Origin of the sequence: Bradyrhizobium sacchari, from assembly GCF_002068095.1 — a bacterium.
GTDB classification, from domain to species: Bacteria; Pseudomonadota; Alphaproteobacteria; order Rhizobiales; family Xanthobacteraceae; genus Bradyrhizobium; species Bradyrhizobium sacchari.
The window spans coordinates 284,375-308,684 of sequence record NZ_LWIG01000026.1; the positions used below are offsets into that span (position 1 = coordinate 284,375).

Annotated in this window: 23 protein-coding genes; 15 read left to right on the forward strand and 8 right to left on the reverse strand. The window is 66.0% G+C overall.

What is annotated here, in order from left to right:
• Positions 1–15 precede the first annotated feature (15 nt).
• The gene (locus tag A5906_RS25415) at positions 16–387 is read right to left on the reverse strand and encodes an MAPEG family protein (RefSeq protein WP_080138266.1); all 372 of its coding nucleotides are present in this window, start codon (positions 385–387) and stop codon (positions 16–18) included.
• Between the two features lie 158 nt (positions 388–545).
• Here A5906_RS25415 and A5906_RS43155 point away from each other — a divergent pair, with 158 nt between their 5' ends.
• The 11 genes from A5906_RS43155 (at position 546) to A5906_RS25470 (ending at position 9,921) form a co-directional block, all read left to right on the forward strand.
• Positions 546–1,169: an acriflavin resistance protein gene (locus A5906_RS43155; protein ID WP_080137989.1), complete on the forward strand. Its 624-nt coding sequence runs from the start codon at positions 546–548 to the stop codon at positions 1,167–1,169.
• Positions 1,170–1,173: 4 nt separating this feature from the next.
• Positions 1,174–2,043, forward strand: a complete 870-nt coding sequence (locus A5906_RS25425) for a tetratricopeptide repeat protein (RefSeq protein ID WP_245326893.1) — start codon at positions 1,174–1,176, stop codon at positions 2,041–2,043.
• Between the two features lie 107 nt (positions 2,044–2,150).
• A complete protein-coding gene (locus A5906_RS25430) occupies positions 2,151–2,993 on the forward strand; it encodes a metallophosphoesterase family protein (protein ID WP_080137991.1) in 843 nt (280 codons plus the stop codon).
• 142 nt (positions 2,994–3,135) lie between these two features.
• A complete protein-coding gene (locus A5906_RS25435; protein ID WP_080137992.1) occupies positions 3,136–4,431 on the forward strand; it encodes an alanine racemase in 1,296 nt (431 codons plus the stop codon).
• A gap of 11 nt (positions 4,432–4,442) precedes the next feature.
• The gene (locus A5906_RS25440; RefSeq protein WP_080137993.1) at positions 4,443–5,102 is read left to right on the forward strand and encodes an amino acid ABC transporter permease; all 660 of its coding nucleotides are present in this window, start codon (positions 4,443–4,445) and stop codon (positions 5,100–5,102) included.
• A gap of 10 nt (positions 5,103–5,112) precedes the next feature.
• A complete protein-coding gene (locus A5906_RS25445) occupies positions 5,113–5,763 on the forward strand; it encodes an amino acid ABC transporter permease (RefSeq protein WP_080137994.1) in 651 nt (216 codons plus the stop codon).
• Positions 5,750–6,478 carry an amino acid ABC transporter ATP-binding protein gene (locus A5906_RS25450; RefSeq protein WP_080137995.1) on the forward strand — a complete coding sequence of 243 codons (729 nt, stop codon included), beginning with the start codon at positions 5,750–5,752 and terminating at the stop codon, positions 6,476–6,478. The genes A5906_RS25445 and A5906_RS25450 overlap by 14 nt, the downstream gene beginning before the upstream one ends.
• Positions 6,479–6,532: 54 nt before the next feature.
• On the forward strand, positions 6,533–7,330 hold the full coding sequence (locus A5906_RS25455) for a transporter substrate-binding domain-containing protein (RefSeq protein ID WP_080137996.1): 798 nt from the start codon (positions 6,533–6,535) through the stop codon (positions 7,328–7,330).
• A gap of 54 nt (positions 7,331–7,384) precedes the next feature.
• Positions 7,385–7,729 (forward strand): RidA family protein, encoded by a 345-nt coding sequence (locus A5906_RS25460; RefSeq protein ID WP_080137997.1) that lies wholly within the window; start codon positions 7,385–7,387, stop codon positions 7,727–7,729.
• 57 nt (positions 7,730–7,786) lie between these two features.
• Complete coding sequence (locus A5906_RS25465; RefSeq protein WP_080137998.1) at positions 7,787–8,815, forward strand: succinylglutamate desuccinylase/aspartoacylase family protein; 1,029 nt, start codon at positions 7,787–7,789, stop codon at positions 8,813–8,815.
• Positions 8,816–8,856: 41 nt separating this feature from the next.
• A complete protein-coding gene (locus A5906_RS25470; RefSeq protein WP_080137999.1) occupies positions 8,857–9,921 on the forward strand; it encodes a LacI family DNA-binding transcriptional regulator in 1,065 nt (354 codons plus the stop codon).
• A 6-nt stretch (positions 9,922–9,927) separates the two neighbouring features.
• On the opposite strand, the gene A5906_RS25475 is transcribed toward A5906_RS25470, so the two are convergent.
• From A5906_RS25475 to guaB, 3 genes are all read right to left on the reverse strand, one after another.
• Positions 9,928–10,221 carry a hypothetical protein gene (locus A5906_RS25475; protein WP_080138000.1) on the reverse strand — a complete coding sequence of 98 codons (294 nt, stop codon included), beginning with the start codon at positions 10,219–10,221 and terminating at the stop codon, positions 9,928–9,930.
• Positions 10,222–10,491: 270 nt separating this feature from the next.
• Positions 10,492–11,514 carry an NADP-dependent oxidoreductase gene (locus A5906_RS25480; protein WP_080138267.1) on the reverse strand — a complete coding sequence of 341 codons (1,023 nt, stop codon included), beginning with the start codon at positions 11,512–11,514 and terminating at the stop codon, positions 10,492–10,494.
• 281 nt (positions 11,515–11,795) lie between these two features.
• On the reverse strand, positions 11,796–13,289 hold the full coding sequence (guaB, locus tag A5906_RS25485) for an IMP dehydrogenase (protein ID WP_080138001.1): 1,494 nt from the start codon (positions 13,287–13,289) through the stop codon (positions 11,796–11,798).
• Positions 13,290–13,660: 371 nt separating this feature from the next.
• Between guaB and A5906_RS25490 the strand changes: the two genes are divergently transcribed.
• Complete coding sequence (locus A5906_RS25490; protein WP_080138002.1) at positions 13,661–15,151, forward strand: MFS transporter; 1,491 nt, start codon at positions 13,661–13,663, stop codon at positions 15,149–15,151.
• Between the two features lie 5 nt (positions 15,152–15,156).
• Here the strand turns inward: A5906_RS25490 and A5906_RS25495 are convergent, their stop codons facing one another.
• Both A5906_RS25495 and A5906_RS25500 read right to left on the reverse strand, forming a co-directional pair.
• Entirely contained in the window at positions 15,157–15,834 is a 678-nt protein-coding gene (locus A5906_RS25495; RefSeq protein WP_080138003.1) for a response regulator transcription factor, read from the reverse strand.
• On the reverse strand, positions 15,809–18,373 hold the full coding sequence (locus A5906_RS25500; RefSeq protein ID WP_080138004.1) for a sensor histidine kinase: 2,565 nt from the start codon (positions 18,371–18,373) through the stop codon (positions 15,809–15,811). Before A5906_RS25500 ends, A5906_RS25495 begins: the two co-directional genes overlap by 26 nt.
• A gap of 252 nt (positions 18,374–18,625) precedes the next feature.
• Here A5906_RS25500 and A5906_RS25505 point away from each other — a divergent pair, with 252 nt between their 5' ends.
• From A5906_RS25505 to A5906_RS25515, 3 genes are all read left to right on the forward strand, one after another.
• Complete coding sequence (locus A5906_RS25505) at positions 18,626–20,452, forward strand: autotransporter family protein (RefSeq protein WP_080138005.1); 1,827 nt, start codon at positions 18,626–18,628, stop codon at positions 20,450–20,452.
• 117 nt (positions 20,453–20,569) lie between these two features.
• Positions 20,570–22,780 carry an autotransporter domain-containing protein gene (locus A5906_RS25510; RefSeq protein ID WP_080138006.1) on the forward strand — a complete coding sequence of 737 codons (2,211 nt, stop codon included), beginning with the start codon at positions 20,570–20,572 and terminating at the stop codon, positions 22,778–22,780.
• A gap of 40 nt (positions 22,781–22,820) precedes the next feature.
• Entirely contained in the window at positions 22,821–23,012 is a 192-nt protein-coding gene (locus A5906_RS25515; RefSeq protein WP_080138007.1) for a hypothetical protein, read from the forward strand.
• A 150-nt stretch (positions 23,013–23,162) separates the two neighbouring features.
• On the opposite strand, the gene A5906_RS25520 is transcribed toward A5906_RS25515, so the two are convergent.
• Both A5906_RS25520 and A5906_RS25525 read right to left on the reverse strand, forming a co-directional pair.
• Positions 23,163–23,840, reverse strand: a complete 678-nt coding sequence (locus A5906_RS25520) for an RlmE family RNA methyltransferase (protein ID WP_080138008.1) — start codon at positions 23,838–23,840, stop codon at positions 23,163–23,165.
• Between the two features lies 1 nt (position 23,841).
• Positions 23,842–24,310, reverse strand: a 469-nt coding sequence (locus A5906_RS25525) for a Ppx/GppA phosphatase family protein (protein ID WP_430642415.1), incomplete at its 5' end; no start/stop codon positions are given.

A 24,310-nucleotide genomic window follows, 5' to 3' on the forward strand; every position in this document is an offset into this window, starting at 1 on the left:
TCCGGCACATAAGGCTCAGATCACCAAGAGCATTCTCAGCGCGAAATAAATCCACATCGCGAGCAGCACCAGGACGCCCGCGAGCCAGATCGTGGAACGACGGCCGAGATCATCGGATGAGACGAACACACCGGCATGGGCAAAGCGCGTCACCACGAACACCCAGGACATCAGCACGATGAAGAGATCTGCATGGCGCAAAGGCAGCGCCAGCGCGATCAGGGCGTAGAACAGCACCGGCAGCTCGAACTCGCCGAGCGCAATGTCGCGGATCTTGGTCTCGCCCGAGAGCAGCGCCTTCCGGCGGCCGAACATCATGCCGATCAGGAGCGCGAAGGTGAGACCGACCTGCACGAAGACAGGCAGCAGGACCATTTGGACGGACATCGGAGCTTTCCCGTAAGGCGGATCGCCGCGGACCGTCATTAGCCGCGACTTCTGACGCTGACAATCAGCGAGTTGAACCGGTGTTCCCGATCTTGCGACCAACCAGCGATTGTTAAGGCGATTTCGCCCCTGTCGGGGGCGCAAGGCGAGAGACCACCATGAACACCCTCTCCGGCCTGATCGGCGCTTTCGCCGAATCCGCTGACGGCCAGCTCGGCATCCTGATGTCGGCGCTGGCAGGGATCGCCACGGCGCTCGCGGTGGCGCTGGCGATGACGGTGTATTTCCGCCTGAGCTACCGGACTTGGCAGGACGTCGTCAGGCACGGCCTCACCACGCTCGCCGCCCTCGTCCTGTTCGCCTTCGCCGCCTACGACATGCGCCACGCGGCGCTCGCCTATCTCGGCCTCAACCCCTCCAAGCCAGCGGTCGAGTTCGAGATCCGCATGCCCCGCGAGACGCTGACGACGGTGGCCGACAGCCAGATCGAGCTGCACACCGACCGCAACCAGACGCTGGCGCTGGTCGACGGCGTCCGCGACCTCGCGGACGGACGCGCGGTGCTGCGCGGCGCGGTCGCGCTCAACCATCGCACCGCGGACCGCGTGCTGGTCGTGAATCTGCCGGGCAAGGGCACGTTTGAATTCCGCCTCCGCCTGCCCGCCGAGCCGCATCGCTCCGAGCAGTTCGGCCCCTGGCACCTCGCCGACCGCATCGCCTCGCCTGTGGCGGGCAGCGTCGCCGCACAGGATGCCTACACGATCCGCTATCGCGTGCTGTGACATCATGCCCAAAATGCGCTTTCGCGCCGCCGCGGCGCTTGTCCTCACTGCCCTGCTTGGTCCCGCACTGTGGATGCCAGCCATCGCCATCGCCGCGCCGGCCGACATCGCGACTTGCGACCGGCTCGCCGCCCACCCCAGCGATCCGGACAAGCCTGCCAATGTCAGAGGCACTCTCAATATCGCCGACGTCCCTGCCGCGCTGAAGGCCTGCAAGACGGCCGCAGCAATGCCCGACGCGCCGCGCCGGATCTGGACGGAGCTCGGCCGCGCCTATGAGTTCGACCGGCAGATCGCTGAGGCGGCAAACGCCTATCGCAAGGCGGCCGATGCCGGCAGCTCCACCGCGATGGCCGGCCTTGGCGTGCTCCTGCTCCAGGGCAACGGCATCAAGAAGGATATCGCCGAGGGTCGCGTGCTGATCGAGAAGGCGGCGAATGCCGGCGATGTCGAGGGCATGCTCAACCTCGGCTCGCTCTACGGCGCCGGTATCGGCGGTAAGTCGGATTTGGCTTTGGCGCGCAAATGGTACGCCAAGGCCGCGGAAGCGAATTCCGCCGAGGCCATGTATCAGCTGGGATTGATGATGCAGGACGCTGACGGCGGCCCGAAAGACGATGTCGCGGCCAAGGCGCTGTTCGAAAAGGCCGCCGCGCTCGATCATGCCGACGCATTGGAGCGGCTGGGCGCCTATGCCGAGGCCGGCCGGGCCGGCGAGAAGGATGCCAAGGCCGCAATCGCCTTTTACAAGCGCGCGGCCGCGCTCGGCAATGAAGATGCCGGCAAGGCGCTGGAACGGCTGCGTTGTCCGTACCAGCTCAAGGACCGCAGCAATGGTAAACCCGTCGGACGGATCTGCTTTGACGGCGGATAGGGCCTTCCCTCGCGAGCGACGACCACCGCCTGCTTTAAACTTTGTTTCATGGCCAGGCATGCGCGTGCGTCATCGTTTCGACGTGCGAATGCGGATACGATCACCGCATGTCCGAATTTCGCCTCACGCAGATTTCCGACACGCATCTCGGCCGGCGCTTTCCTGGCCTGATTGCAAACTTCCATCGTGTCTGCGAGCACATCGACACCGGGCGGCCCGACCTTGTCGTCAACACCGGTGATGTCTCCTTCGACGGGCCAACCAGCCGTGACGATGTCGCCTTCGCAAAAGGCCTGCACGACGCCCTGCCCGTCGCCTGCCGCTACATTCCGGGCAATCACGACATCGGCGACAATCCGACCGCGATCGGTCCTGCGCCGAAGCCGCCGGTCACGGAAGCGCACCGCCGGCAGTTTTACGACGTCATCGGCGAAGACCATTGGTCGTTCGAGGCCGCCGGCTGGCGCTTCATCGGCCTCAACACGCTGGTCATGAATTCAGGCCTCGCCTTCGAGACCGAGCAGTTCGACTGGCTCGCCTCCGAGATCTCGCGCGTGAACGGCAGGCCGGTCGCGCTGTTCCTGCACAAGCCGCTGTTCCTCAACCTGCCCGACGACCCTGAAACCCCGGAGACCTCGATTCGCTACGTACCGCAGCCGGCACGGGCACGACTGATCGAGATGTTCGCACCTGTCGACCTGCGCCTTATCGCCAGCGGCCACGTGCATCAGCGCCGCGACTTCGCCTATCGTCACACCCGTCACATCTGGGCGCCGTCGGTCGGCTTCAGGATCAACGACGCCCGCCAGGATCGCATCGCGATCAAGGAGACCGGCCTCGTCGAGTATCGCTTCCGGCGGGACAGTTTTGAGGTCCGCCACGTCCGGGCGGCCGGCCAGACCGATATCGACATCGAGGAAGTGCTCGCCCAGATGGGCGGCGAGCACTAGCTCAATCCGGCGGCACCTATCCTTATCTTAATACCGCATTGCATCGAAGTTGTCCCCAGCTTGGCGATATTTGTGTAATGACAACGTTGTCATTCGGACATATCGTTCGTTCCAGCGGTCGAGGGGCCGCTGGGGAGCGACCATGCAGTTCTTGTCCCGGTGGGATAGCCAACGCCTTTCCACGACCATTCGGGGCATTCCCCTGGTCGAGGGCGTCGCTACCCAGGACATCGCCAGCCAGCGCTGGTCACCTGCGCACGGCGATCTCGCCCTGCCCGCCCTCACCCTCGACGAGGCCGCCTTCGCAGCCAACCGAGACCTTTTCCTGAAATGGTGCGCGAACGCCGGCGTTGCCGTCGCGCCCCACGCCAAGACGCCAATGTCGCCGGAGCTGGCGCGCTCGCTGCGCGCAGCCGGTGCCTGGGGCACGACGGTCGCCAACATCCAGCAGGCCGCCGTGCTGCTCGCGAGCGGCGAACGGCGTCTGCTGCTGGCCAACGAGATCGGCGGGCTGGCGGCCGGCCGACGGCTCGGCGCGCTCTTGAGCGCCTATCCCGACGTCGAATTTCACGCCTTCGCGGATTCACCGGCTGCGGTCACAGCGCTCGCCGAAGCCGCGCGGATCGCAGGCCGCGGTGAATTGTCCGTGCTGGTCGAGCTCGGTGCCGGCCGCGCCGGCGCGCGCGATCGCGCCGCGGTCGAGGCGACGATCGCGGCCGTGCTTGCGGCCGACCGGCTCGTGCTCGGCGGTGTCGCCACTTACGAAGGTGCGGTCGCAACGCCCGATATCGACGCGACATTGCGCGCGATCTCGATCCTGATGGAGCGCACCATGGAGACGTTTGCGCTGGTGCGCGCCGCCGCTCCTCAGCGGCCGTTGATCATGAGCGCTGGTGGATCGGCCTATTTCGATATCGTCGCAAACGCGCTGGCGCCGGTGGCACTGGCCGATGGAAATGCCAGCGTGCTCCTGCGCTCAGGCGCGCTGTTCTTTGCCGATCACGGCATCTATGCGCGCGCCTTTGCCGAGATCGACCGGCGCGGCGGCCTCCTCGTCGACGGTCTGCAGCACTCCGCCCTGGCGAGCTTTCGGCCCGCTCTGACGCTCTGGGCCGAAGTGCTGTCGCGGCCCGAAGACGAGCTTGCGATCGCAGGCTTCGGCATGCGGGACGCCTCGTTCGACCAGGGACTGCCCGTGCCCTTGCGCGTCGTCCGCGACGGCGTCGAGCAGCAAGGCCTTGCCGCTAGACTCACCGTGACCCGCCTCAACGACCAGCATGCATTCCTCTCGGTCGCGCCAGACGCCGCGCTCGCGGTCGGCGACATCATCGCCTTCGGCATCTCGCATCCCTGCACCTGCCTCGACCGCTGGCGCATCATCTTCGGCCTCGACGCCGACGGCGTCGTGACACGCGCCCTTCCCACCCAGTTCGGCTGAGAGCGGGCGCGATGAATTTCCTGCCGCTGTGGCGCTACCAGAACCAGCTCATCGACGGGGCCATCGTCACGCTGGAGCTGACGGTGATCTCGGCGCTGGCCGGGCTCCTGATCGGCATCGCCGGCGCGGTCGTGCTGAAGGGGCGCATCGTGCCGCTGCGCTTTCTAGTGCGTTTCTACATCGAGCTGTTCCGCAACACGCCGTCGCTGATCCAGATCTTCATCGTGTTCTTCGTGCTGCCGAGTTTCGGCCTGAAGCTGCCGGCCTTCGAGGCCGCCGCCGTGGCGCTGTCGCTCTATTTCGGCGCCTATTCGGTCGAGATCATCCGCGCCGGCCTCGATTCCATTCCGCGCAGCCAGGTCGAGGCCGGACAGTGCCTCGGGCTATCTGGCTGGCAGGTGTTTCGTCACATCATCCTGCCACCGGCGCTGCGCAACGCCTATCCGGCCGTGACCAGCCAGTTCGTGCTGCTGCTGCTCGGCACCTCGCTCGCCTCGCAGGTTGCCGCCGACGAGCTGTTTCACGTCGCCGGCTTCATCGAAAGCCGCACCTATCGCAGCTTCGAGGTCTATGCGGTGATCTGCGCGGTCTATTTCGCGATGGCGATGTCGTTCAAGGCGCTGTTCGCTGTCGTCGGTCTCGCCGCCTTCCGCTGGCCGCGGCGGCGCTGAGGGACGAGCGATGCGATCTTTCTCCCTCATCGATTTCGTCTCGCTGTTCGCGGCGTTGCGCTGGACCATCGCCCTCGTCGTGCTCGCGCTCGCCTTCGGCGCGCCGCTGGCGCTCGGGCTCGCCCTGGGCCGTATCAGCCGCTTCGCTGGCCTGCGCTGGGCGATGGCGGCGTGCATCCAGGTGATCCAGAGCGTGCCGCTGCTCGGGCTGTTGTTCTTCTTCTATTTCGGCATGCCGGTTTTCCTCGGCATCCAGGTCCCGGCGCTTGTCGCCGTGACCGTCGCCTATACGCTCTACACCGCGGCCTTCCTCGGCGAGATCTGGCGCGGCGGCCTCGAGGCCGTGAAACAGGCGCAGTGGGAGGCCGGCGCCTGCCTCGGCCTCTCTGCCTGGCAGCAATTCCGCCACATCATCGCGCCGCAGGCGCTGCGGCTGTCGCTGCCGCCGACCGTCGGCTTCCTGGTGCAGCTCATCAAGGGCACCTCGCTCGCCTCGATCCTCGGCTTCGTCGAGCTTGCCCGCGCCGGCCAAGTCGTGAGCGCGGCGACGTTCCAGCCGCTGCTCACCTACGCGCTGGTCGCTGCGATCTATTTCGCGCTGTGCCTGCCGCTCACGCTCTGGTCCCGTTCCCTGGAGGCCCGCCTCGATGGCTCTCGTTGAAATCCGCGACGTGCACAAGACATTCGGCAAGGTCGAGGTGCTCAAGGGCGTCTCGCTCGATGTCGAGGAAGGCGAGATCGTCACCATCATCGGCCGCTCGGGCTCGGGCAAGTCGACGCTGCTCCGCTGCATCAACGCGCTCGAGAGCGTCGATTCCGGCGATATTCGCGTCGAGGGCCAGAAGGTCCACGCTGGGATGCCGGACCTCAAGAAATTCCGTCAGCGCGTCGGCATCGTGTTCCAGGCCTTCAATCTGTTTCCGCATCTGAAGGTCGAGCGCAACATCACGCTGGCCCCGCTCCTCACCGGCCGCATCGACAAGGCGAAGGCCCGCGCGCTGGCCGAGGATGTGCTGACCCGCGTCGGCCTTGCCGACAAGATCGACGCCTGGCCCGAGCAGCTCTCCGGCGGCCAGCAGCAGCGCGTGGCGATTGCGCGCTGCCTCGCCATGTCCCCTCACCTCATGCTGTTCGACGAGGTGACCTCGGCGCTCGATCCCGAGCTCGTCGGCGAAGTCCTGAAGGTGATGGAGGCGATGGCGAAGCAGGGCATGACCATGATCCTGGTCACCCACGAGATGGGCTTTGCCCGCAACGTCGCCAACCGCATCGTCTTCATGCATCAGGGCCGCGTCTGGGAACAGGGACCGCCCGCAAAGCTGTTCGCCAACCCTGAAACCCCCGAGCTCGCAAGCTTCATCGCATCTGCCAAATAAAACCTTCCAAGTGAAACCTTCCGAGTGAGAACCTTCCCCCTCAAGGAGAGAGTCATGAGACATCTAAAGTCCCTCTTCACCATTGCGGCGGCCGCCCTCGCCGTCCTTGCCGGACCGAACGTCGCCAGGGCAGACAAGCTCCAGGACGTGCTCGGCGCCGGCAAGATTCGCGTCGGCATCCTCACCGATGCAGCACCCTGGGGCTTCAAGGACGACAAGGGCGAGATCGCCGGCCTTGACGCCGATCTCGCCAAGCTGATCGCCGCCGACATGGGCGTGAAGCTCGAGATCGTGCCAGTGACGGGCGCGGCGCGCATTCCTAGCCTGCTCTCGGACAAGATCGACATGCTGATCGCCGGTCTCGGCGCCACGCCCGAGCGGGCCCAGCAGGTCATGTTCTCGCAGCCCTATGCGGTGGTGAATCTCGGCGTCTACGGTGCCAAGTCGCTTCCCGCAGCCACCAGCAAGAAGCCCGACAATCTCGACGGCCGCAGCGTCGCTGTGGCCAAGGGCTCGACGCTCGACGTCTGGCTCACCGACAACGCGCCGAAGGTGAAGCTTGTGCGCTTCGAGGACACGCCGGCTGCGATCGCAGCCTATCTCGCCGGACAGGCCGACACCTTCGCCGAGAACAGCGCCATCGCGCTGAAGGTCCAGGACCAGAACCCGACCAAGGAGGTCGAGCTGAAATTCCTGATCCGGCAGTCGCCGGCCCATGTCGGCGTGCGCCAGGGCGAGCAGAACCTGCTCAACTGGATCAACACCGACATCTTCTTCAACAAGCTCAACGGCAAGCTCGGTGCCCTGCAGCTGAAATGGTTCAAGGAAGAGCAGTCGCTGCCGACGCTGTAAGCTCGCACATGGCTCCCGCATCAGCGGGAGCCGACCTTCACGAGGAGAATTGAGATGATCAAACGCTACGTTGTCGGCTCGCGCATGAGCCAGGCCGTCGCCGCCGGCGGCATGGTGCACATCGCAGGCCAGGTCGCCGATGACCGCAAGGCCGGCATCGTGTCGCAGACCCAGCAGGTGCTCGCCAAGATCGACGCGCTCTTGAAGGAAGCCGGCACCGACCGTTCCAAGCTGATCGCGGTCAACGTCTTCCTGCCGCACATCATCGACTTCGACACCATGAACTCGGTCTACGACGCCTGGATCGATCCCGCCAATCCGCCGGCCCGCGCCTGCGTCGAAGCCCGCCTCGCCGACCCCGATCTGCGCGTCGAGATGACCGCAGTCGCTCTGCTGTAAAGACCACTTCTCCCAACCTTCGGCCAGCGTCGGCGACGACGCGGCCATGAGGCTCCCATGCATACCGGACTTTTTCACGAGATCGACTTCGAGAAGGACCAGAAATGGTCCGGCCATCTCGGCATTCCCTTCTCGATCGACCGCTCCCCCTACTTCCAAGTCAAGATCCCGATCTTCCGGATCAAGAACGGCGCCGGGCCGAAGCTACTGTTGATGGCCGGCAATCACGGCGACGAATATGAGGGCGAGATCACGCTGACGCGGCTGTATCGCCGGTTAGATGCGAAGGACATCAAGGGCGAGATCACCGTCCTGCCCTTCGCCAATCTGCCCGCCGTGATGGCGGCGCGGCGGCGCTCGCCGCTCGACGAAGGCAATCTCAACCGCGCCTTCCCCGGCGATGCCGCGGGCACCCCGACATTCCGTCTGGCGCATTTCCTCGAGCACGAGCTGTTTCCGCGCCACGATGTCGTCTTCGACATCCACTCCGGCGGCACCTCGATGGCGCATGTGCCGTGCGCACTGATCGAGCGGCAGGGCCCGCCGGAAATGTTCGGCCACGCGCTGCGATTGATGGAGGGGCTCGGCATGCCCTTCGCCTTCGTCGCCGAGAACGGCGCGACGGCGCCGACCTCGATGGCCGCGGCCGCGCGCGCCGGCGCGATCGGCTTGTCTGGTGAATTCGGCGGCGGCGGCACCGTCACGCCGCAGACCATGGCATTCACCGCGCGCGCGGTCGACCGGCTGCTGCTCGCGCTTGGCCTCGTCCAAGCGCCCGTGCTGGGGCCGCATGCGCCGGTCGAGCGCGTCACAGAGCTGCTGGCCCTTCAGAGCCATGCCCAGGCGGTGTTCGCGACGCGGCGCGGCTGGTTCGAGCCCGCTGTCACCGTCGGTGCGCGTGTCAAGGCGGGCGACATTGCCGGCTGGTATCACGACTTCGAGCGTCCCGAGCTTGCCGAAGAGGTGTTGCGCTTCCCCGCCGACGGCATCGTGATCTCGCAGCGCCTGCACACCGACAGCCAGAGCGGCGACTGCCTGGTCCAGGTCGGCCGCGCGCTGTCACGCGAGGAGTTGCCCGCGCGCTGAACTTTGGCGACGATACCGACTGCGACCAACCTCAGGATTCGATGACCGATCCGGCCAAGCCAGGTTACGACGACGTCGTGCGCATTCCGGCGCCGCCCGGCCGCAGCAATGCGACCGGGCGGCCGCCGCGCATCGAGGAAGTCGCCGAGCGCGCGGGCGTCGCGCCGATCACGGTATCGCGGGTGCTGCGCCACCCCGAGAAGGTCAATCGACAGACCCGCGAGCGCATCCTCGAGGTGATCGAAGCAACCGGCTACGCCTCCAACCCGCATGCCCGCGCGCTGCGCTCGGGCCGCTCGAACGTGGTCGTCGCCTTCGTCTCCAACATCCTCAGCCAGCAGTTTGGCCTTGCGGTGCGCAGCTTTGCTGCGACGCTGGAGCCGCAAGGTTTCGAGGTTCTGGTCGGCCAGACCTCCTACTCCTATGCCAAGGAGGTCGCGATGATCCAGTCGCTGCGCGGCATCCGTCCCGCAGGAGTGATGTTCACCGGCGTCATCGAGCTCGAGGAGAACCGCACAGCGCTGGCCGAGCTCGGCATTCCCGTGATCGAGACCTGGGCGTTTCCGCGCGATCCCATCGACATGCTGGTCGGTCTGCCCAACGCGGATGCCGGCGCCATCGCGGCGCGCAGGCTGGCGGAGGCCGGACATCGCCGCGTCGCCTTCATCGGCCGCAGCAGCGGCCGTGGCGCATTGCGCCGCGACGGTTTTCGGACCGCTGCAGCCAAACTTGGGCTCGAGATCGTCCACGAGATCGGTGTGGGAGAAATCACGGGCCTGGTCGACGGCCGTGCCGCCTTCACCGCCCTGCTCGAGCGCGGCGGCAAGGCCGATGCCGTGTTCTGCGCCAACGACTTGCTCGCGACCGGCGCGCTGATCGAGGCCCGCGCCCGCGGGATTTCCGTGCCGCGCGAACTCGCCGTGCTCGGCTTCGGTGACAACGACGTTGCCGATCAGATCACGCCCGGCCTCACCACCATTTCGTTCGATGCGGCGGCGATGGGACGTATCGCGGGCGAATTGCTTTTGGCGCGCCTGTCCGGCACGCCACTCGCCGAGCAGCGGCTCGCGATCGATCTGTTCCTCGTGGAGCGCGGCAGCGTCTGAGCGTGCTTACGCGACGCTCTTCAGATCCTGCTGAATCGCGGCCAGCAGCGATTCCAGCGCGGCGCTGTTCACCGGCTTGGCCTCGGCGGTCGCGGGCTGGACGCTGCTGGGCTGAACAGCCTTGACCGGCCGTTTCGGGAACGGCGGCGGTGCCGGCATCGCGGCTGGCGCCAAATCGCCCTCCTCCTCGGCATGAACGAACTTGCCATGGATGACATCGTCGCGGCGGCCCATGACGAACATCGTCGCCCAATAGCCGGCGGCAACGAGGATTACGCAGAAAAGAACAATCTCTAACATCGCAGCACCTGAAATATGCGCGATGATTCAATGCCTTCGCCGGCGCGTCAATGAACAGGCCGTCACACCTGCGGCTTTTGCGGGCAGGTGTGACCATTTGGTGACTCTTTCTTAACTATCCCCAGCCGGCATGTGGCTGTGGAGCAACGGGAGTCCGCGTCCGTGTCGCTTAAAGCGCGATGAGACTTGGATGTAATCATCATCGCGCTTTAAGTTATTGTTTGCGCATGATCTTTCCGGAAAACCGCTTCGCACTTTTCCGGATCATGCTTAGGTCTTATCCGGCCCGACCCGTACCAGCTGCTTGCCGAAATTGGCGCCCTTCAGCAGGCCCATGAAGGCGCCGGGGGCGCTCTCCAGGCCCTCGGTGACGAACTCCTTGTACTTGACCTTGCCGTCGCGGACCCAGCCGGACATGTCGCGCAGGAAGTCGCCGTGGCGGGCGGCGAAGTCCGAGACGATGAAGCCGCGAAAGGTCAGCCGCTTGGTCAGGGTCGCGCGCATCATGCTGGCGGCCCATTTCGGCGGCTTGGCCTCGGTGTCGTTGTAATGGGCGATCAGGCCGCAGACCGGCACCCGCGCGAACGGGTTGAGCAGCGGGAACACCGCCTCGAACACGGCGCCGCCGACATTCTCGAAATAGACGTCGATCCCCTTCGGGCATGCATCCTTGAGCCTGGCGGCAAGATCAGGATCGCGGTGATCGACGCAGGCGTCGAAGCCGAGCTCCTTCACCACGTAGTCGCACTTGTCCTTGCCGCCGGCAATGCCGACCGCGCGGGCGCCCTTGATCTTGGCGATCTGCCCCACCGCCGAGCCGACCGCGCCGGAGGCGCCGGCGACGACGACGGTCTCGCCCGGTTGCGGCTTGCCGATGTCGAGCAGACCCGTATACGCCGTCATGCCGGGCATGCCGAGCACACCGATGGAGGTCGAGATCGGCCCGAGCTTCGGATCGACCTTGCTCAGCCCCTTGCCGTTCGAGATCGCATGCGTCTGCCAGCCGGAGCGGATGCGCACGATGTCGCCTTTAGCAAAGTCAGGATTGTTGGAGGCCGCGACTTCGCTGACCGCCTCGCCCTCCATCACGCCGCCGATCGGCACCGGTGCGGCATAGGACGGTCCTTCGCTCATGCGGCCGCGCATATAGGGATCGAGCGACAGCCAGATCGTGCGCAGCAGGACTTCGCCTGCGCCGGGCGTCGGGACAGCGAATTCCTCAATACGGAAATCGGATGGCTTGGGCTCGCCAACGGGACGCGCGGCGAGAACGATGCGCTTGGCTTGGGACATGGCTTCCTCCACTTTTCTGTCATTGCGAGCGAAGCGAAGCAATCCAGCCGCGTCAACACAAAAGGACTGGATTGCTTCGCTGCGCTCGCAATGACGAGGTTGTGGCACCCACCTCCACACACTCGGTGTCATCGCCCGCGAAGGCGGGCGATCCAGTATTCCAGAGACAGTAGTGATCAAGCCGAGAAGCCGCAGCGTACTGTCATGCCCCGCGTTCGCGGGGCATGACACCGTCATTGAGGCGAGCGCATTAAACCTAACGCGCAGCGCGAGCGGACCGACTAACCCCCGCCCGGATAGTTCGGGGCTTCGCGCGTGATCGTCACGTCGTGGACGTGGCTTTCGCGCAAGCCCGCGCCGGTGATGCGGACGAACTGGGCCTTGTCGTGCAGCTCCTTCATGTCCTTGGCGCCGACATAGCCCATGGCGGCGCGCAAGCCGCCGGCGAGCTGGTGCATGACGTTGCCGACCGGGCCCTTGTAGGGCACCTGGCCCTCGATGCCTTCAGGCACGAGCTTGAGCGAGTCCTTGATGTCCTGCTGGAAATAACGGTCGGCAGAGCCGCGCGCCATCGCGCCGACCGAGCCCATGCCGCGATAGGCCTTGTAGGACCGGCCCTGCCACAGGAACACTTCGCCCGGGGTCTCGTCGGTACCGGCGAGCAGCGAGCCGACCATGGCAATGTCGGCGCCGGCGGCAAGCGCCTTGGCAAGGTCGCCGGAGAACTTGATGCCGCCGTCGGCGATGACGGGAATGTCGGACTTCTTGGCCGCCTCGACCGCATCCATGATCGCGGTGAGCTGGGGCACGCCGACACCGGCGACGATGCGCGTGGTGCAGATCGAGCCCGGGCCGATGCCGACCTTGATGCAATCCGCGCCGGAATCGATCAGCGCCTGCGCGCCCTCCGATGTCGCGACATTGCCGGCGACGACCTGCACGGAGTTGGACAGACGCTTGATGCGGTTCACCGCATGCAGCACGTGGCGGGAATGGCCGTGCGCGGTGTCGACGACGACGAGATCGACGCCGGCATCGATCAGCCGCTCGGTGCGCTCGAAGCCGGTGTCGCCGACCGTGGTGGCGGCAGCGACGCGCAGGCGCCCCTGCGCGTCCTTGCAGGCGAGCGGATGGGCGACCGCCTTCTCCATGTCCTTCACGGTGATGAGGCCGACGCAGCGATACTGCTCGTCAACCACCAGCAGTTTCTCGATGCGATGCTGATGCAGCATCCGCCGCGCCTCGTCCTGGCTGACATTCTCGCGCACCGTGACGAGGCCCTCATGCGTCATCAGCTCGGAGACTTTTTGGCGGCGGTCGGTGGCAAAGCGCACGTCGCGGTTGGTGAGGATGCCGACCAGCTTGCCCGGTGTGTTCTTGCCGGCGCCGGTGACGACGGGAATGCCGGAGATGCCGTGGTCGCTCATCAGCTTGAGCGCGTCGTCGAGGCTGGCCTCGGGGCTGATGGTGAGCGGGTTCACCACCATGCCCGACTCGTAGCGCTTGACCTGCCGCACCTGGGCGGCCTGCCCCTCGGGATCGAAATTGCGGTGGATGACGCCGAGGCCGCCGGCCTGCGCCATGGCGATCGCCATGCGGGCTTCGGTGACCGTGTCCATGGCCGAGGCCATGATCGGGATATTGAGCGGAATGGCGCGGGTGACGCGGGAGCGGATGTCGACCTCGCCCGGCATGACGTCCGAAAGGCCCGGCTTCAACAGCACGTCGTCGAACGTAAAGGCTTCGCGGATGCCTTGAAGTTGCACCGTGGCCATCTGCCAACTCCTTCCTGCGGCCCTGCCGCAAATAGCTATGGATGAGCGCCGCCCTCGGCGAACCTTGCGGCATCGCCTTAAGAATCGGAGCCCATCGGTGGGGTTGACGCGGGTCGATAGCACGCCCGCGTGACGAATCAAAGCAATTCGAGCCGCTGGCCAGCCATGCACAGGCATTTTTTAGGGTAAATTCGGCGTGGATAGCCTGGCACCCACCGTCGTTCCTGGGCGCGACGGAGCCGCGAGCCCGGAATGACGAGGAGCGAGCACAGGATTTAGGTGCTATGCGTCGATCCGCAATGGTCCCGGCCGGGTGGCAGTGATAAGCCGCAGGTCTCGCCCATTCTTCCGATTTTCATTAACAAGCCGTCATGGTCGACAAGCAACGCATCATTCCGCTGATCGTGGCCACTGCTCTCTTCATGGAGAACATGGATTCGACTGTGATCGCCACCTCGCTGCCGGCGATTGCGGCCGACATCGGCACCAGCCCGCTGACGCTGAAGCTTGCGATCACCTCCTACCTGCTGTCGCTCGCGGTGTTCATCCCGGCGAGCGGCTGGACCGCCGACCGCTTCGGCGCGCGGATGGTGTTCGCGATCGCGGTCGGCGTGTTCATGGTCGGCTCAGTCGGCTGCGCGCTCTCGACCTCGGTCACCGACTTCGTGTTCGCACGGATCCTGCAGGGCATGGGCGGGGCGATGATGACACCGGTCGGACGCCTCGTGCTGCTGCGCTCCGTCGACAAGAGCGCCCTGGTCAATGCCATGGCCTGGGTGACGGTCCCGGCCCTGATCGGCCCGGTGATCGGACCACCGCTCGGCGGCTTCATCACCACCTACGCATCGTGGCACTGGATCTTCCTGATCAACATCCCGATCGGGCTGCTCGGCATCTTCATGGCCTTGAAGTTCATCGATCCGATCAAGAGCGAGACCCAGGAGCCGTTCGATCTCTACGGCATGGTGCTCGCCGGCATCGGCCTTGCCGGCATCGCGTTCGGTCTCTCGGTGGCCGGGCTCAACCTGCTGCCCTGGAGCACGGTGGCCGCGCTGGTCGTCGGCGGCGCGATCTCGATGACGCTCTATGTCCTGCACGCGCGGCGGACGGGGTCGCCGGTGCTGGACTTTTCGCTGCTCAAGCTGCCGACGCTGCGCGCGGCGATTCTCGGCGGCTTCCTGTTCCGCCTCGGCATCGGCGCGCTGCCGTTCCTGCTGCCGCTCCTGATGCAGATCGGCTTCGGCCTGTCGCCGTTCCATTCCGGGCTCGTCACCTTCGCCTCCTCGCTCGGCGCCATGGGGATGAAGACGCTGGCGGCGCGCATCATCCGCACCTTCGGCTTCCGCAACCTGATGACGGTGAACGCGATCGTCAGCGCGTTCTTCCTCGGCGTCTGCGCGCTGTTCACGGTGACGACGCCGCTGCTGATCATCATGGTGATCCTGGTGGTCGGGGGCTTCTTCCGCTCGCTCGAGTTCACCGCCATCAACACGGTCGCCTATGCCGACGTGGAAGGCCCGCAGATGAGCCGCGCCACCACGCTGGTCAGCGTCAACCAGCAGCTCGCGGTCTCCGCCGGCGTTGCCGTCGGCGCCGCCTCGGTGGAAACGACGATGTGGCTCAGCCATGTCAGCGAGCTCAACGCCACCGTGTTCGCGCCAGCCTTCGTCGTGGTCGCGCTGACCTCGGCGGCGTCGAGCTGGTTCTTCTGGCAGATGCCCGCGGATGCCGGCCACGAGATCTCCGGCCGCAAGGCGGTGGAGATCGCGAGCCGCAAGGGCGCCGGCAAAGGCGCAGCCAAGGCCGCCGTAAAGGTGGCGACGGAAGACACCCAGGACGTGCGGGACCAGCGGCTGGGCTAGCAGCGTTATTGCTGCAGCGGCCTCAGCGCATAGCCGACGCCGCGCACCGTTGCGATCGGCGCCGCCGTTCCGTCATATTGCATCTTCCGTCGCAGCCGCACGATCAGATTGTCGACCGTGTGCTCGCTGATCTCGCGAGGGTCGCGATTGGAGATGACGTCGAGCAGGAAATCGCGGCTGAGCGGCCGCGTCATCTGCGAGGCGAGCGCGGCGAGGATGTTGAATTCGCCCGACGTCAGCTTGACCATGCTGCCGTCGGGACGAAACAACTCACGCCGGACCGGGTCGAGAATCCAGCCGTCGAAGGTGATGACCGATTCCTTGGTCCGGCGCAGGACGCTGCGGATGCGGGCCAGCAGCGTGCGCAGGTTGATCGGCTTGGAGATATAGTCGTCGCCCCCCGCCTCCAGCCCCGACAGAACATCGTCGTCGGAATCCCGGCTGGTGACGAAGATCAGCCCGCACTGCTCGCCGAGCCGCAATTCGCGCGCGAGCGCAATGCCGTCGGCATCGGGCAGATTGATGTCGAGCAGGACAATGTCGGGCCTGAGCGCAGCGAGCCCCGCACGCAGCTCGCCGCCGGTCGCCATGCCATGGACGACCATGCCTTCGTCGTGAAGGAACGAGGTCAGCATCAGCCGGATCTCCGGCGCGTCCTCAACCACGAGTACGATCGTCGACATCCGCTCCCTCGAACTCGCTGTTGACGGAGGCGGGCACCAGCCTGCTTCGCCCGGCGGCTTCCAATTCCCTCAGGACGACGGCGATCTGCCGGCGCAGCGCCCCGACCGCCTCGTCGAGGCCGCCGCGACTCGCTCCGGCGGCCCTTGCCGCCGTCAGCGCATCATCCGCACGCGCGGCGAGTTCCGGCATTCGCAGGTTTGCCGCGCTTCCCTTGATGCGGTGCGCGACGCCTGCAAGATCCCTCGGTGCCAGGTCGCCTCGCGCCAGAGCGCGGTCCAGCTCCTTGAGGCTGGCGGCAAACAGCCCCTGCAATTCGTCGATGCGGTCACGCTCAAAAACCTCTTCGAGCGCGAATGATCCGGACGCCTGCTGCGAGGCGAGGAAGGCCCCGATCTTCCAGGCGATGTCGTCCGGCGCAAGCGTCGCGGCAAGCGCGAGGTCGGCGCCTTCCTCCAGGAGTCCCGCGGCATCGCCATCGGCGGGAACGCCGACGATGAACATGCCCCCGACCTCTCCAGCCGCGCGCTGGCGCAGTGACCGGACAAACTCCGACGGCGGGCCGACAGCCACGATCGCCGCGAATTCCCGCGCGGCGACCATCGTACCGGCTGCCTCGAACGACTGCGCCGGAAACACACGAAAACCCAGCTCCTCAAGCGGACCGTGCGTCGCCTTGCGCGCATCGCCGACGACGAGAACATCGCCGCCGGCCTTCAGCGGCGCACTCGGGCCGGATGCGGGCCAGTGCCGGGCTTCCAGCGCCGCCTCGATCGCCGCGTGCAGCGCCGCGACGTCGATCGGCTTCGCCAGGTGCCCGTCCATGCCCGCAGCAAGGCACGCAGCGACATCTTGCGACATGACGTTGGCCGTCAGCGCGACGATCGGGACTTCGCTGTGCGGAGGCGGCAGGGCGCGGATGCGGCGCGTCGCCTCCAGCCCGTCCACATCGGGCATCTGCATGTCCATCAAGACCGCATCGAACCTGGCGCTCCGCACCAGTTCGAGCGCCTGCTCGCCGGACCTGGCGAGCGCGATGCTGTGCCCCGCCTTTTCCAGGATCCCGCGCGCGACCATCGCGTTGATGGGGAGATCCTCAACGAGCAGCAGATTGAGGGGGCGGACCTGCGGCGCTGCCGCATCGATCGCATCGCCGCCGGCCGGTTCATCGATCGCCGGCAGCGGCAGGCAAAAGCGAAAGCGGCTGCCCTCTCCCGGCGCGCTCTCGACGTAGATCTCGCCGTGCATGCCGTCGACCAGCCGCTTGCAGATGGCAAGTCCAAGTCCCGTGCCGCCGAAGCGCCGCCGGATCGACGCGTCCGCCTGCCCGAAGGCCTGGAACAGATGCGCCCTTTGCTCGGGCGTGATGCCGATGCCGGTATCGGACACGCAGAACGTGATCCGCGCCCGGTCCTGCGCTCCGGCCGCCGTGACCTCGACGGTAACGCTGCCCTGACTCGTGAACTTCACCGCGTTGCCGATCAGGTTGAACAGGATCTGTCTTACGCGCGACTGATCTCCGAGCACCCATTGCGGCACGAGGGGCGACAGCTCCAGCTGAAGACTGAGCCCCTTTTCGTGCGCGCGCGGCGTCATCAGATTGACGATCTCGCGCAGGCTCTGCCGGAGGTCGAACGGCGCGCGCTCGTAGATCTCGGCCTGGCGTTCGAGCTTCGAGATATCCAGGATGTCGTCGAGGATGTTGAGCAGCCCCTCCGCCGACGATTTGATGATCGACAGGCGCTTGCGCTGCGAGGGCGGCAGCGGCTCGTCGAGCGCCAGTTGCGCCATGCCGAGGATTCCGTTCATCGGCGTGCGGATCTCGTGGCTCATGACGGCAAGGAAGTCGGCCTTGACGTTCGCGGCCGCCTCCGCCGCATCCTTGGCTTCGCGCAGATCGAGGTTGACCTGCCGCTCGCGCGCGATGCGCAGATATTCCTCGCGCCGCAGCCGGTTGAACTGCGTGCGCGCGACCGCACCGACGACGTAGCCGACCGCCACGACCAGCCCGATGATCGTGAGATCGAGCGGACTCTCCGGATCCGGCCTGAGCACGGCCCAGAACAACAGGCTGACGATCGGCGCATAGGCGCTCATCAACGCAACCCAGCGAAACCGCCCGGGCAGGCACAGATTGAGCGCGATGGCGATCAGCGGCAGCAGCAATCCGCCGTGACGGGTCAGGCTCGGATGGTTGAAGACCAGAGCGTTGAGCGTGAAGAACGCAAACTGGTGCGCATAGGTGACCGCGAAAATGCGCACATATCCGTGCGTCCGCAGCAGGGCCAGCACGGCGACGACCGCCGCAACCGCGATCAGGAGCCGCACTTCCAGGAAAAACACGAGCCGCGAGCCGCCCAATGTCATGACGTCGAGCGGCAGGAATGAGAGGCTCGCGGCGGTGTCGGCCAGGACGCACAGCAGAGCCATCGCGCGCGCCGACCGCCAGACACTCTCGGAGAACGCCGCCTCCGTCTTCGGGTCACGAAATTCGCCGCTGGTCCCGATGCGTCCCTGAAGGTCCAATTCTACCGCCGGCATCCCGGCCAATCCTCGCGCTCATTCGCCCTGAGCTCTTCCATTGCAGAGTTGATCCACCCTCGTCCAGAGCCAATGTCGGCGGTTGTCTCGTTTCCAACCGGCGGCAGGATCAACGCGCATTGATGGTCGTTTCCGCGCCTTTCGCCTACCAGCCCCCGTCAATCGATCCCAGACACGTCCGACGTCGCATCACAAGCGGTCTCGCGTCACGGCCAATCGCGGCCGGGGATCTCGACGAGTGGGAATTGGGGTATGGCTTTCGTTGGTCTCGACAGGTGCGCGCGTCTTGTCCGCTTCAAGCAGGCGCCCATCGCCCTCCTCCGCACGCTCGTGCTGTTCGCTCTGCTTCAGGCAACCGGCATCGGCCCGGCGCTCGCGGCGACCACCTGTGCCGGCATCAATGCCGGCGCGTTCAACGTGGGCGGCGCCGACTTCCAGGCGGACACGCCGGTGACGCTGACCGCCGGCGACGTCATCAAGCTGAACTACACGTTCGTCGTCGACACGACCTTCTTCCACGGCATCGAGCTCGGTGTCGGCGGCCACTATGCCGACGGCTCCGGCGTGGTGTCGGGCACGCTGCAGGTCACCGTGGCAGTGACCGGCACGCAGACCTTCAGCTGGCGCTCCCTGAGCGAAGGCCTGCCGTCGCGGATCGACGTCGCTGTCACCTGTGCGGCCGCTCCCAGCCCCATCCCCGCCCCCGGCCCCGTAGTGACCAGCACCAATCCGGCATCGGGCCCGATCGCCGGACAGCAAACCACCATCGTCATCGGCCAGCACCTCTCCGGCGCCACGTCAGTCAAATTCGGCGGCGTGAACGTGCTCGGATTTACGGTGCTGAGCGCGACACAGATCTCCGTGGTGACGCCGCCGCATGCGGCGGGCGCGGTCGATGTCACCGTGACCACGCCGCTCGGCTCCGCCACGGGCACGGCCATCTATCGCTACGCGGCCATGCCCGACCCGACCGCCGATCCGACCGTGAAAGCGATGGTCGACTTCCAGGTGCACACCGTGCAGGTGATGGGACAGCAGCAGATCGACAATGTGCAGGACCGGCTGATCGAGCTGCACAATGATGACGTGCCCCTGGTCAGCAACAGGGCGTCCTTCGCGCAGATGCCGGCGTCCCAGAGGCAATACGGCCTGCCGGCGGATCTCGCCGACAATACGATCTCCGCACCCGACATGGCGCAGGCCCGGAAGAAGACGAAGGATCGACAGGCCGTGCCATTGCCGCCCGGATCCGATCCATCGCTGCGCTACTGGACCGCGGGCGCGCTGCTGTTCGGCCGGGACACGACTTATGCCGATGCCAGGTACAACGTGTCCTCGACCGGCATGACCGCCGGCGTCGACACGCGCCTCGCCCGAAATCTGAAAGCCGGTGTCGCCGTCGGATTCGGGATCGATCGTGCCACCATCGGCAGCGATGGCTCGCACATCAACGCCAATGTCTGGTCCACACAGGCCTATGCCAGCTACCGAGTCGCCCCGCACTGGTCCGTCGACGCCGTCCTCGGCTATGCCGTCGGCAGTCTCGGCAATTATCGCTACGACGCCTCCGCGCAGTCCTTCGGCTCCGGACATCGCGGCGCCAACGATCTGTTCGGCTCGCTGTCGGTGAGCCGTGAGATCAAGCTCGACCGCTGGAAGATCGCGCCCTATGCGCGGCTCGACCTGCAATGGATCCGGCTCGACGGCTATGTCGAGACCGGCGCGGGCATCTACAACTTGGCCTTCAACCAGACCTCGGCCGTCGATCTCGCCGGCGTGCTCGGGACCAGGTTCAACCATGTGACGGACACTTCGGCCGGCACGCTCAGATCGAGCCTTGAGCTCGCCTATCGCCGCAGCTTCAGCGGCGCCTATACGCAAGCGGTCGCCTACAGCTTTGATCCGACGACCATCTACGGCATGTTCGGCTCGGCGGAGAAGCGCGGCCATGCCCTGATCGGTCTCGGCCTGGAGCTGCAGGTGAACCGGTCCGTCAGTCTCGGCATCCAGCTTGACGAACTGATCGCCCAGAACGCGCGCAGCGAGCGCGGGCGCGCCCATCTCAAGATCGGGTTCTGAGGCTGCGCGCACGTTCGGGCGGTCGCGGTCCGGGCCATCACTTCTCAATCAACGCACGTTGATGGCCGATTTTGCTCCCGTCGCCTACCAGACACTCCGGTGTTTGGGGGATAGGGCATGCTGTCTTTTTTCTTTGATGTGATTGCGCGGCGCGGCCGGCGTCAGATCGGGCTCGATTGGTTCGCTATTCTGCTCGCGACCTTGCTGTGCTTCGCGGCGCACGGAAGCGCGCACGCCAATCGAATATTGGCCAGCGGCACCGTCGGCATTCCCTATTCGCAGAACGCGGCCGTTTATACGGATACACTGGCTTGCAACTACGGGCTGAACACGTTCAGCGTCCCGGGCCTCACACTCACGAACACGTCGAGCTCGCTCACGTGCTCCTTCAGGCTCGACGGCACTCCCACCGCCGCAGGGACCTTCACCGGGACTTACCAGTTCCATACCAGCTCCGCGCAATTTCCGAGCGACGCGGTCATTGGCGGCGCGTTCTTCTCTGTGGGGTACGACATCACCATCGCTAAAGCATCCCCCGGTTTGTCGGTTTCGGCGCCGTCCTCCGGGACGTACACCAACCCGCTGACCCTTACCGCGACGCTAAGCAACGCCTTCTCGCCGACCGGGACCGTCACCTTCTATGACAACGGCGCACCGATCGGCACGGGCTCCGTCTCGGGAACGACGGCGAGCCTGACGATCAGCACGCTCTCGGTCGGCTCGCATGCGATCACAGCGAGCTATGGCGGTGACTCCAACCACGAAGCCGCAACGTCGGCCAGCGCGGCGACCGTGACGGTGACGAAGACAACGCCTTCGATCGCGCTCAACGCGTCGGCCTCTTCGATCGGCTACGGCTCTTCGGTCGCGCTGGTCGCGACGATGTCCGGCAGCGCCTTGCCGAGCGGGACCGTGACCTTCTACGACGGCGCGACGCAGCTCGGCAATGCGACGATCTCGGGCGCCACCGCCATCCTGATGGTCCCCCCTCTCGCGATGGGAGCGCACACGATCTCGGCGGTGTACAATGGCGACACCAACAACGCGTCGGTGACCTCGAGTACCGGGACGGTCACCGTCGTGCAGGTCGGGCGATCCGATCCCACCAGCGATACGACCGTGCGCGGCCTGGTCAGCTCGCAAGTCTCGAGCGCCGTCCGCTTCGGGCAGACCCAGATCGGCAACATCTTCAGCCGTTTCGAAGCCCTGCACGACGAGGATGATGGCGCCGCGAACGGCACCGGCGGCGGTCGCCAAATGGTCCAGGGCGGAACAGGCCGCGGAAACATCGCATCGGCAGGCGGCGAGGCCGCCGGCGATACGCACGCCGCGAACCCGCTCGACAGCCAGGCCAGCGCGGCCTCCGCGCTCGGCTATGCCAGCGATCTGCCGATCCGCACCGGTCTCGCCACACAGAACGATGCCGGCCGCGCCGTCAGCCAGCTTTCGGCAGCGCTTCCGCAGGCGCTCGATGCGCTCAACAAGACCAATGTGCTGCCCTTCCACGTCTGGGCATCCGGAACGGTCGGATTTGGCCGGTTGCAGAACGACAACAGTTTCGACAACCGCTTCACGACCTCCGGCCTGACCCTCGGCTTCGACCGGCGGATCCTCGACGACCTGAAGGCCGGCATGGCGGTCGGCCTCGGCTTCGAGCGGACCGACGTCGGGGCCGACGGCTCGCGGATCGATGCGAGCAGCTTCGATGCGACGCTCTACGCGAGCTGGCGCTTCCTGCCGCACACTTATCTCGACGTCGCCGGCGGTTACGGTACGCTCCGCTTCGACAGCAAGCGCTGGTCCAGCGATGGCAACGTCATGCTCTCGGGCGTGCGCTCGGGACGCGACGTGTTCGGCACGGTCGGCGTGAGCCACGTCTCCAAATGGGACGGCTTCAGGCTCTCGTCCTATGGACGGCTCGACGTCGTGAGGGCGAGCCTCGACGGTTACAGCGAGACGGGCTCGAGCGCCTGGGCGCTGAGCTACGACAGGATGAACGCGACCAGCGTCGCCAGCATTCTCGGCGGCCGCCTCGCCTATCCGATGCTGCAAAACTGGGGTGTGCTGACGCCGGCCGTCCGCGCGGAATGGCGGCACGCCTTCGACGGCGGCTATGTGCAGGGCCTGAACTACGTCGATCTTGCCGGCCTGACCTCCGGCTATGCGCTCAGCGGGACTTCGACCGCACGCGACACCATGACCGGCGGGCTCTCGTTGCGCGCCGACGTCGGCAACGCGCTCAGCCTCGATCTGGAATATCTGCTGACGAGCTCCCTCAACGGCGTCGAAAGCCAGCGGCTGCGCGGGGCAGTGAAGTACGGCTTCTGATGATGCCAATGATTACGCCAAGCCTGGAGAGCCACTGACGATGTCGATCAGAGAAGAAGAACAGCGCGAGAGCTTCATTCAGGCCCCGCTGCTGAGCGAGAACGTGCTACTGGCGATCATCGCGGCAGGCTTCGTCATGCTCCACGCTCTGACGGCGGTGACCTTGCTGCCGCGCGCGGCACCGACGATCGCAGCTCCATCACTGGAGCTGATGCTTGGGCATTATGACTAGCGGCATGCGGCGCCAGTCGCGAAGCTCGCAACTACGAGCCTTCGCCTAACCACTCTCTGTGTTTATGGGTCCCGGATCGGCGCTCCGCACTCGACAACGCTTCGCGTTGCCGAGAGCTTCGCTTGTCCGGGACGACAGCGGTGGGTGTGGTCACCCACCCCGAAATCCCGTCGCCAGCACGTAGCGTTCAGATGAATCCTGCCGGCTCGCGGCGGGCTTGACGTGACGCACGGTTGCGAAATCGCGCTTGAGCTGGGCGAGCAGATCGGCGTCGGCGCCGCTCTGGAAGGTCTTGGCCAGGAACGTGCCGCCGGGCTTGAGCACGTCGCAGGCAAACGCAGCCGCGGTCTCGACCAGGCCGACGATCCGGAGCTGGTCGGTCTTGCGGTGGCCGGTGGTGTTGGCGGCCATGTCGGACATCACGACGTCGGCGCCGCCGCCGAGCATCGCGGTGAGCTTCCCGGGGGCGTCATTGTCCATGAAGTCGAGCTGCGCGAAATCGACGCCGGGAATCTCGGGCATTTCCAGGAGGTCGATCGCGACCACCTTGCCCTTGCCTTCCGTGGAGCCGACGCGCTTGGCGGCGATCTGGCTCCAGCCGCCGGGCGCAGCACCAAGGTCGACCACAGCCATGCCTGATTTCAGCAACCGGAACTTGTCGTCGATCTCGAGCAGCTTGAACGCTGCGCGCGAGCGATAGCCCGCCGCCTTGGCCTTGGCGACATAGGGATCGTTGAGCTGTCGCTCCAGCCACAGCTTCGACGACAGCTTGCGCTTGCCGCCGGTCTTGACCTGGACGTGCAAGCGGCCGGTGGTGTCTTTCGCCATCTCACCAGCTCCTGAGCGCGCCGTCCTCGCGCATCATCTCGACCAGCATGCCCTCGCGCAAGCCCCGGTCGGCGACGCGCAGGCGCGGCAGCGGAAAAGCGTGCCTGATGGCATCGAGGATGGCGCAGCCGGCCAGCACGAGGTCGGCGCGCTCGACGCTGATGCAGCTGTTGTTGGCGCGCTCCTCGTAGCTCATGCCGAGCAGCTTGTTGATGGTCGCGGTGATGTCCGAATCGTTCATCCAGATGCTGTCGATGCGGCGGCGGTCGTAGCGCGGCAGGTTGAGATGGATGCCGGCGAGCGTCGTCACCGTGCCCGAGGTGCCGAGCAGATGCATCTCAGCGAGATCGCGGCCGTGCTCCTCGGCGAAAGGTGCGACGTGGCTTGCGACCTCGCGCTCCATGGCGGCATAGGTCTCCGGCGTCACGTCGCGGCCGCCGAACTGCTCGGCGAGCGTGACCACGCCGTAG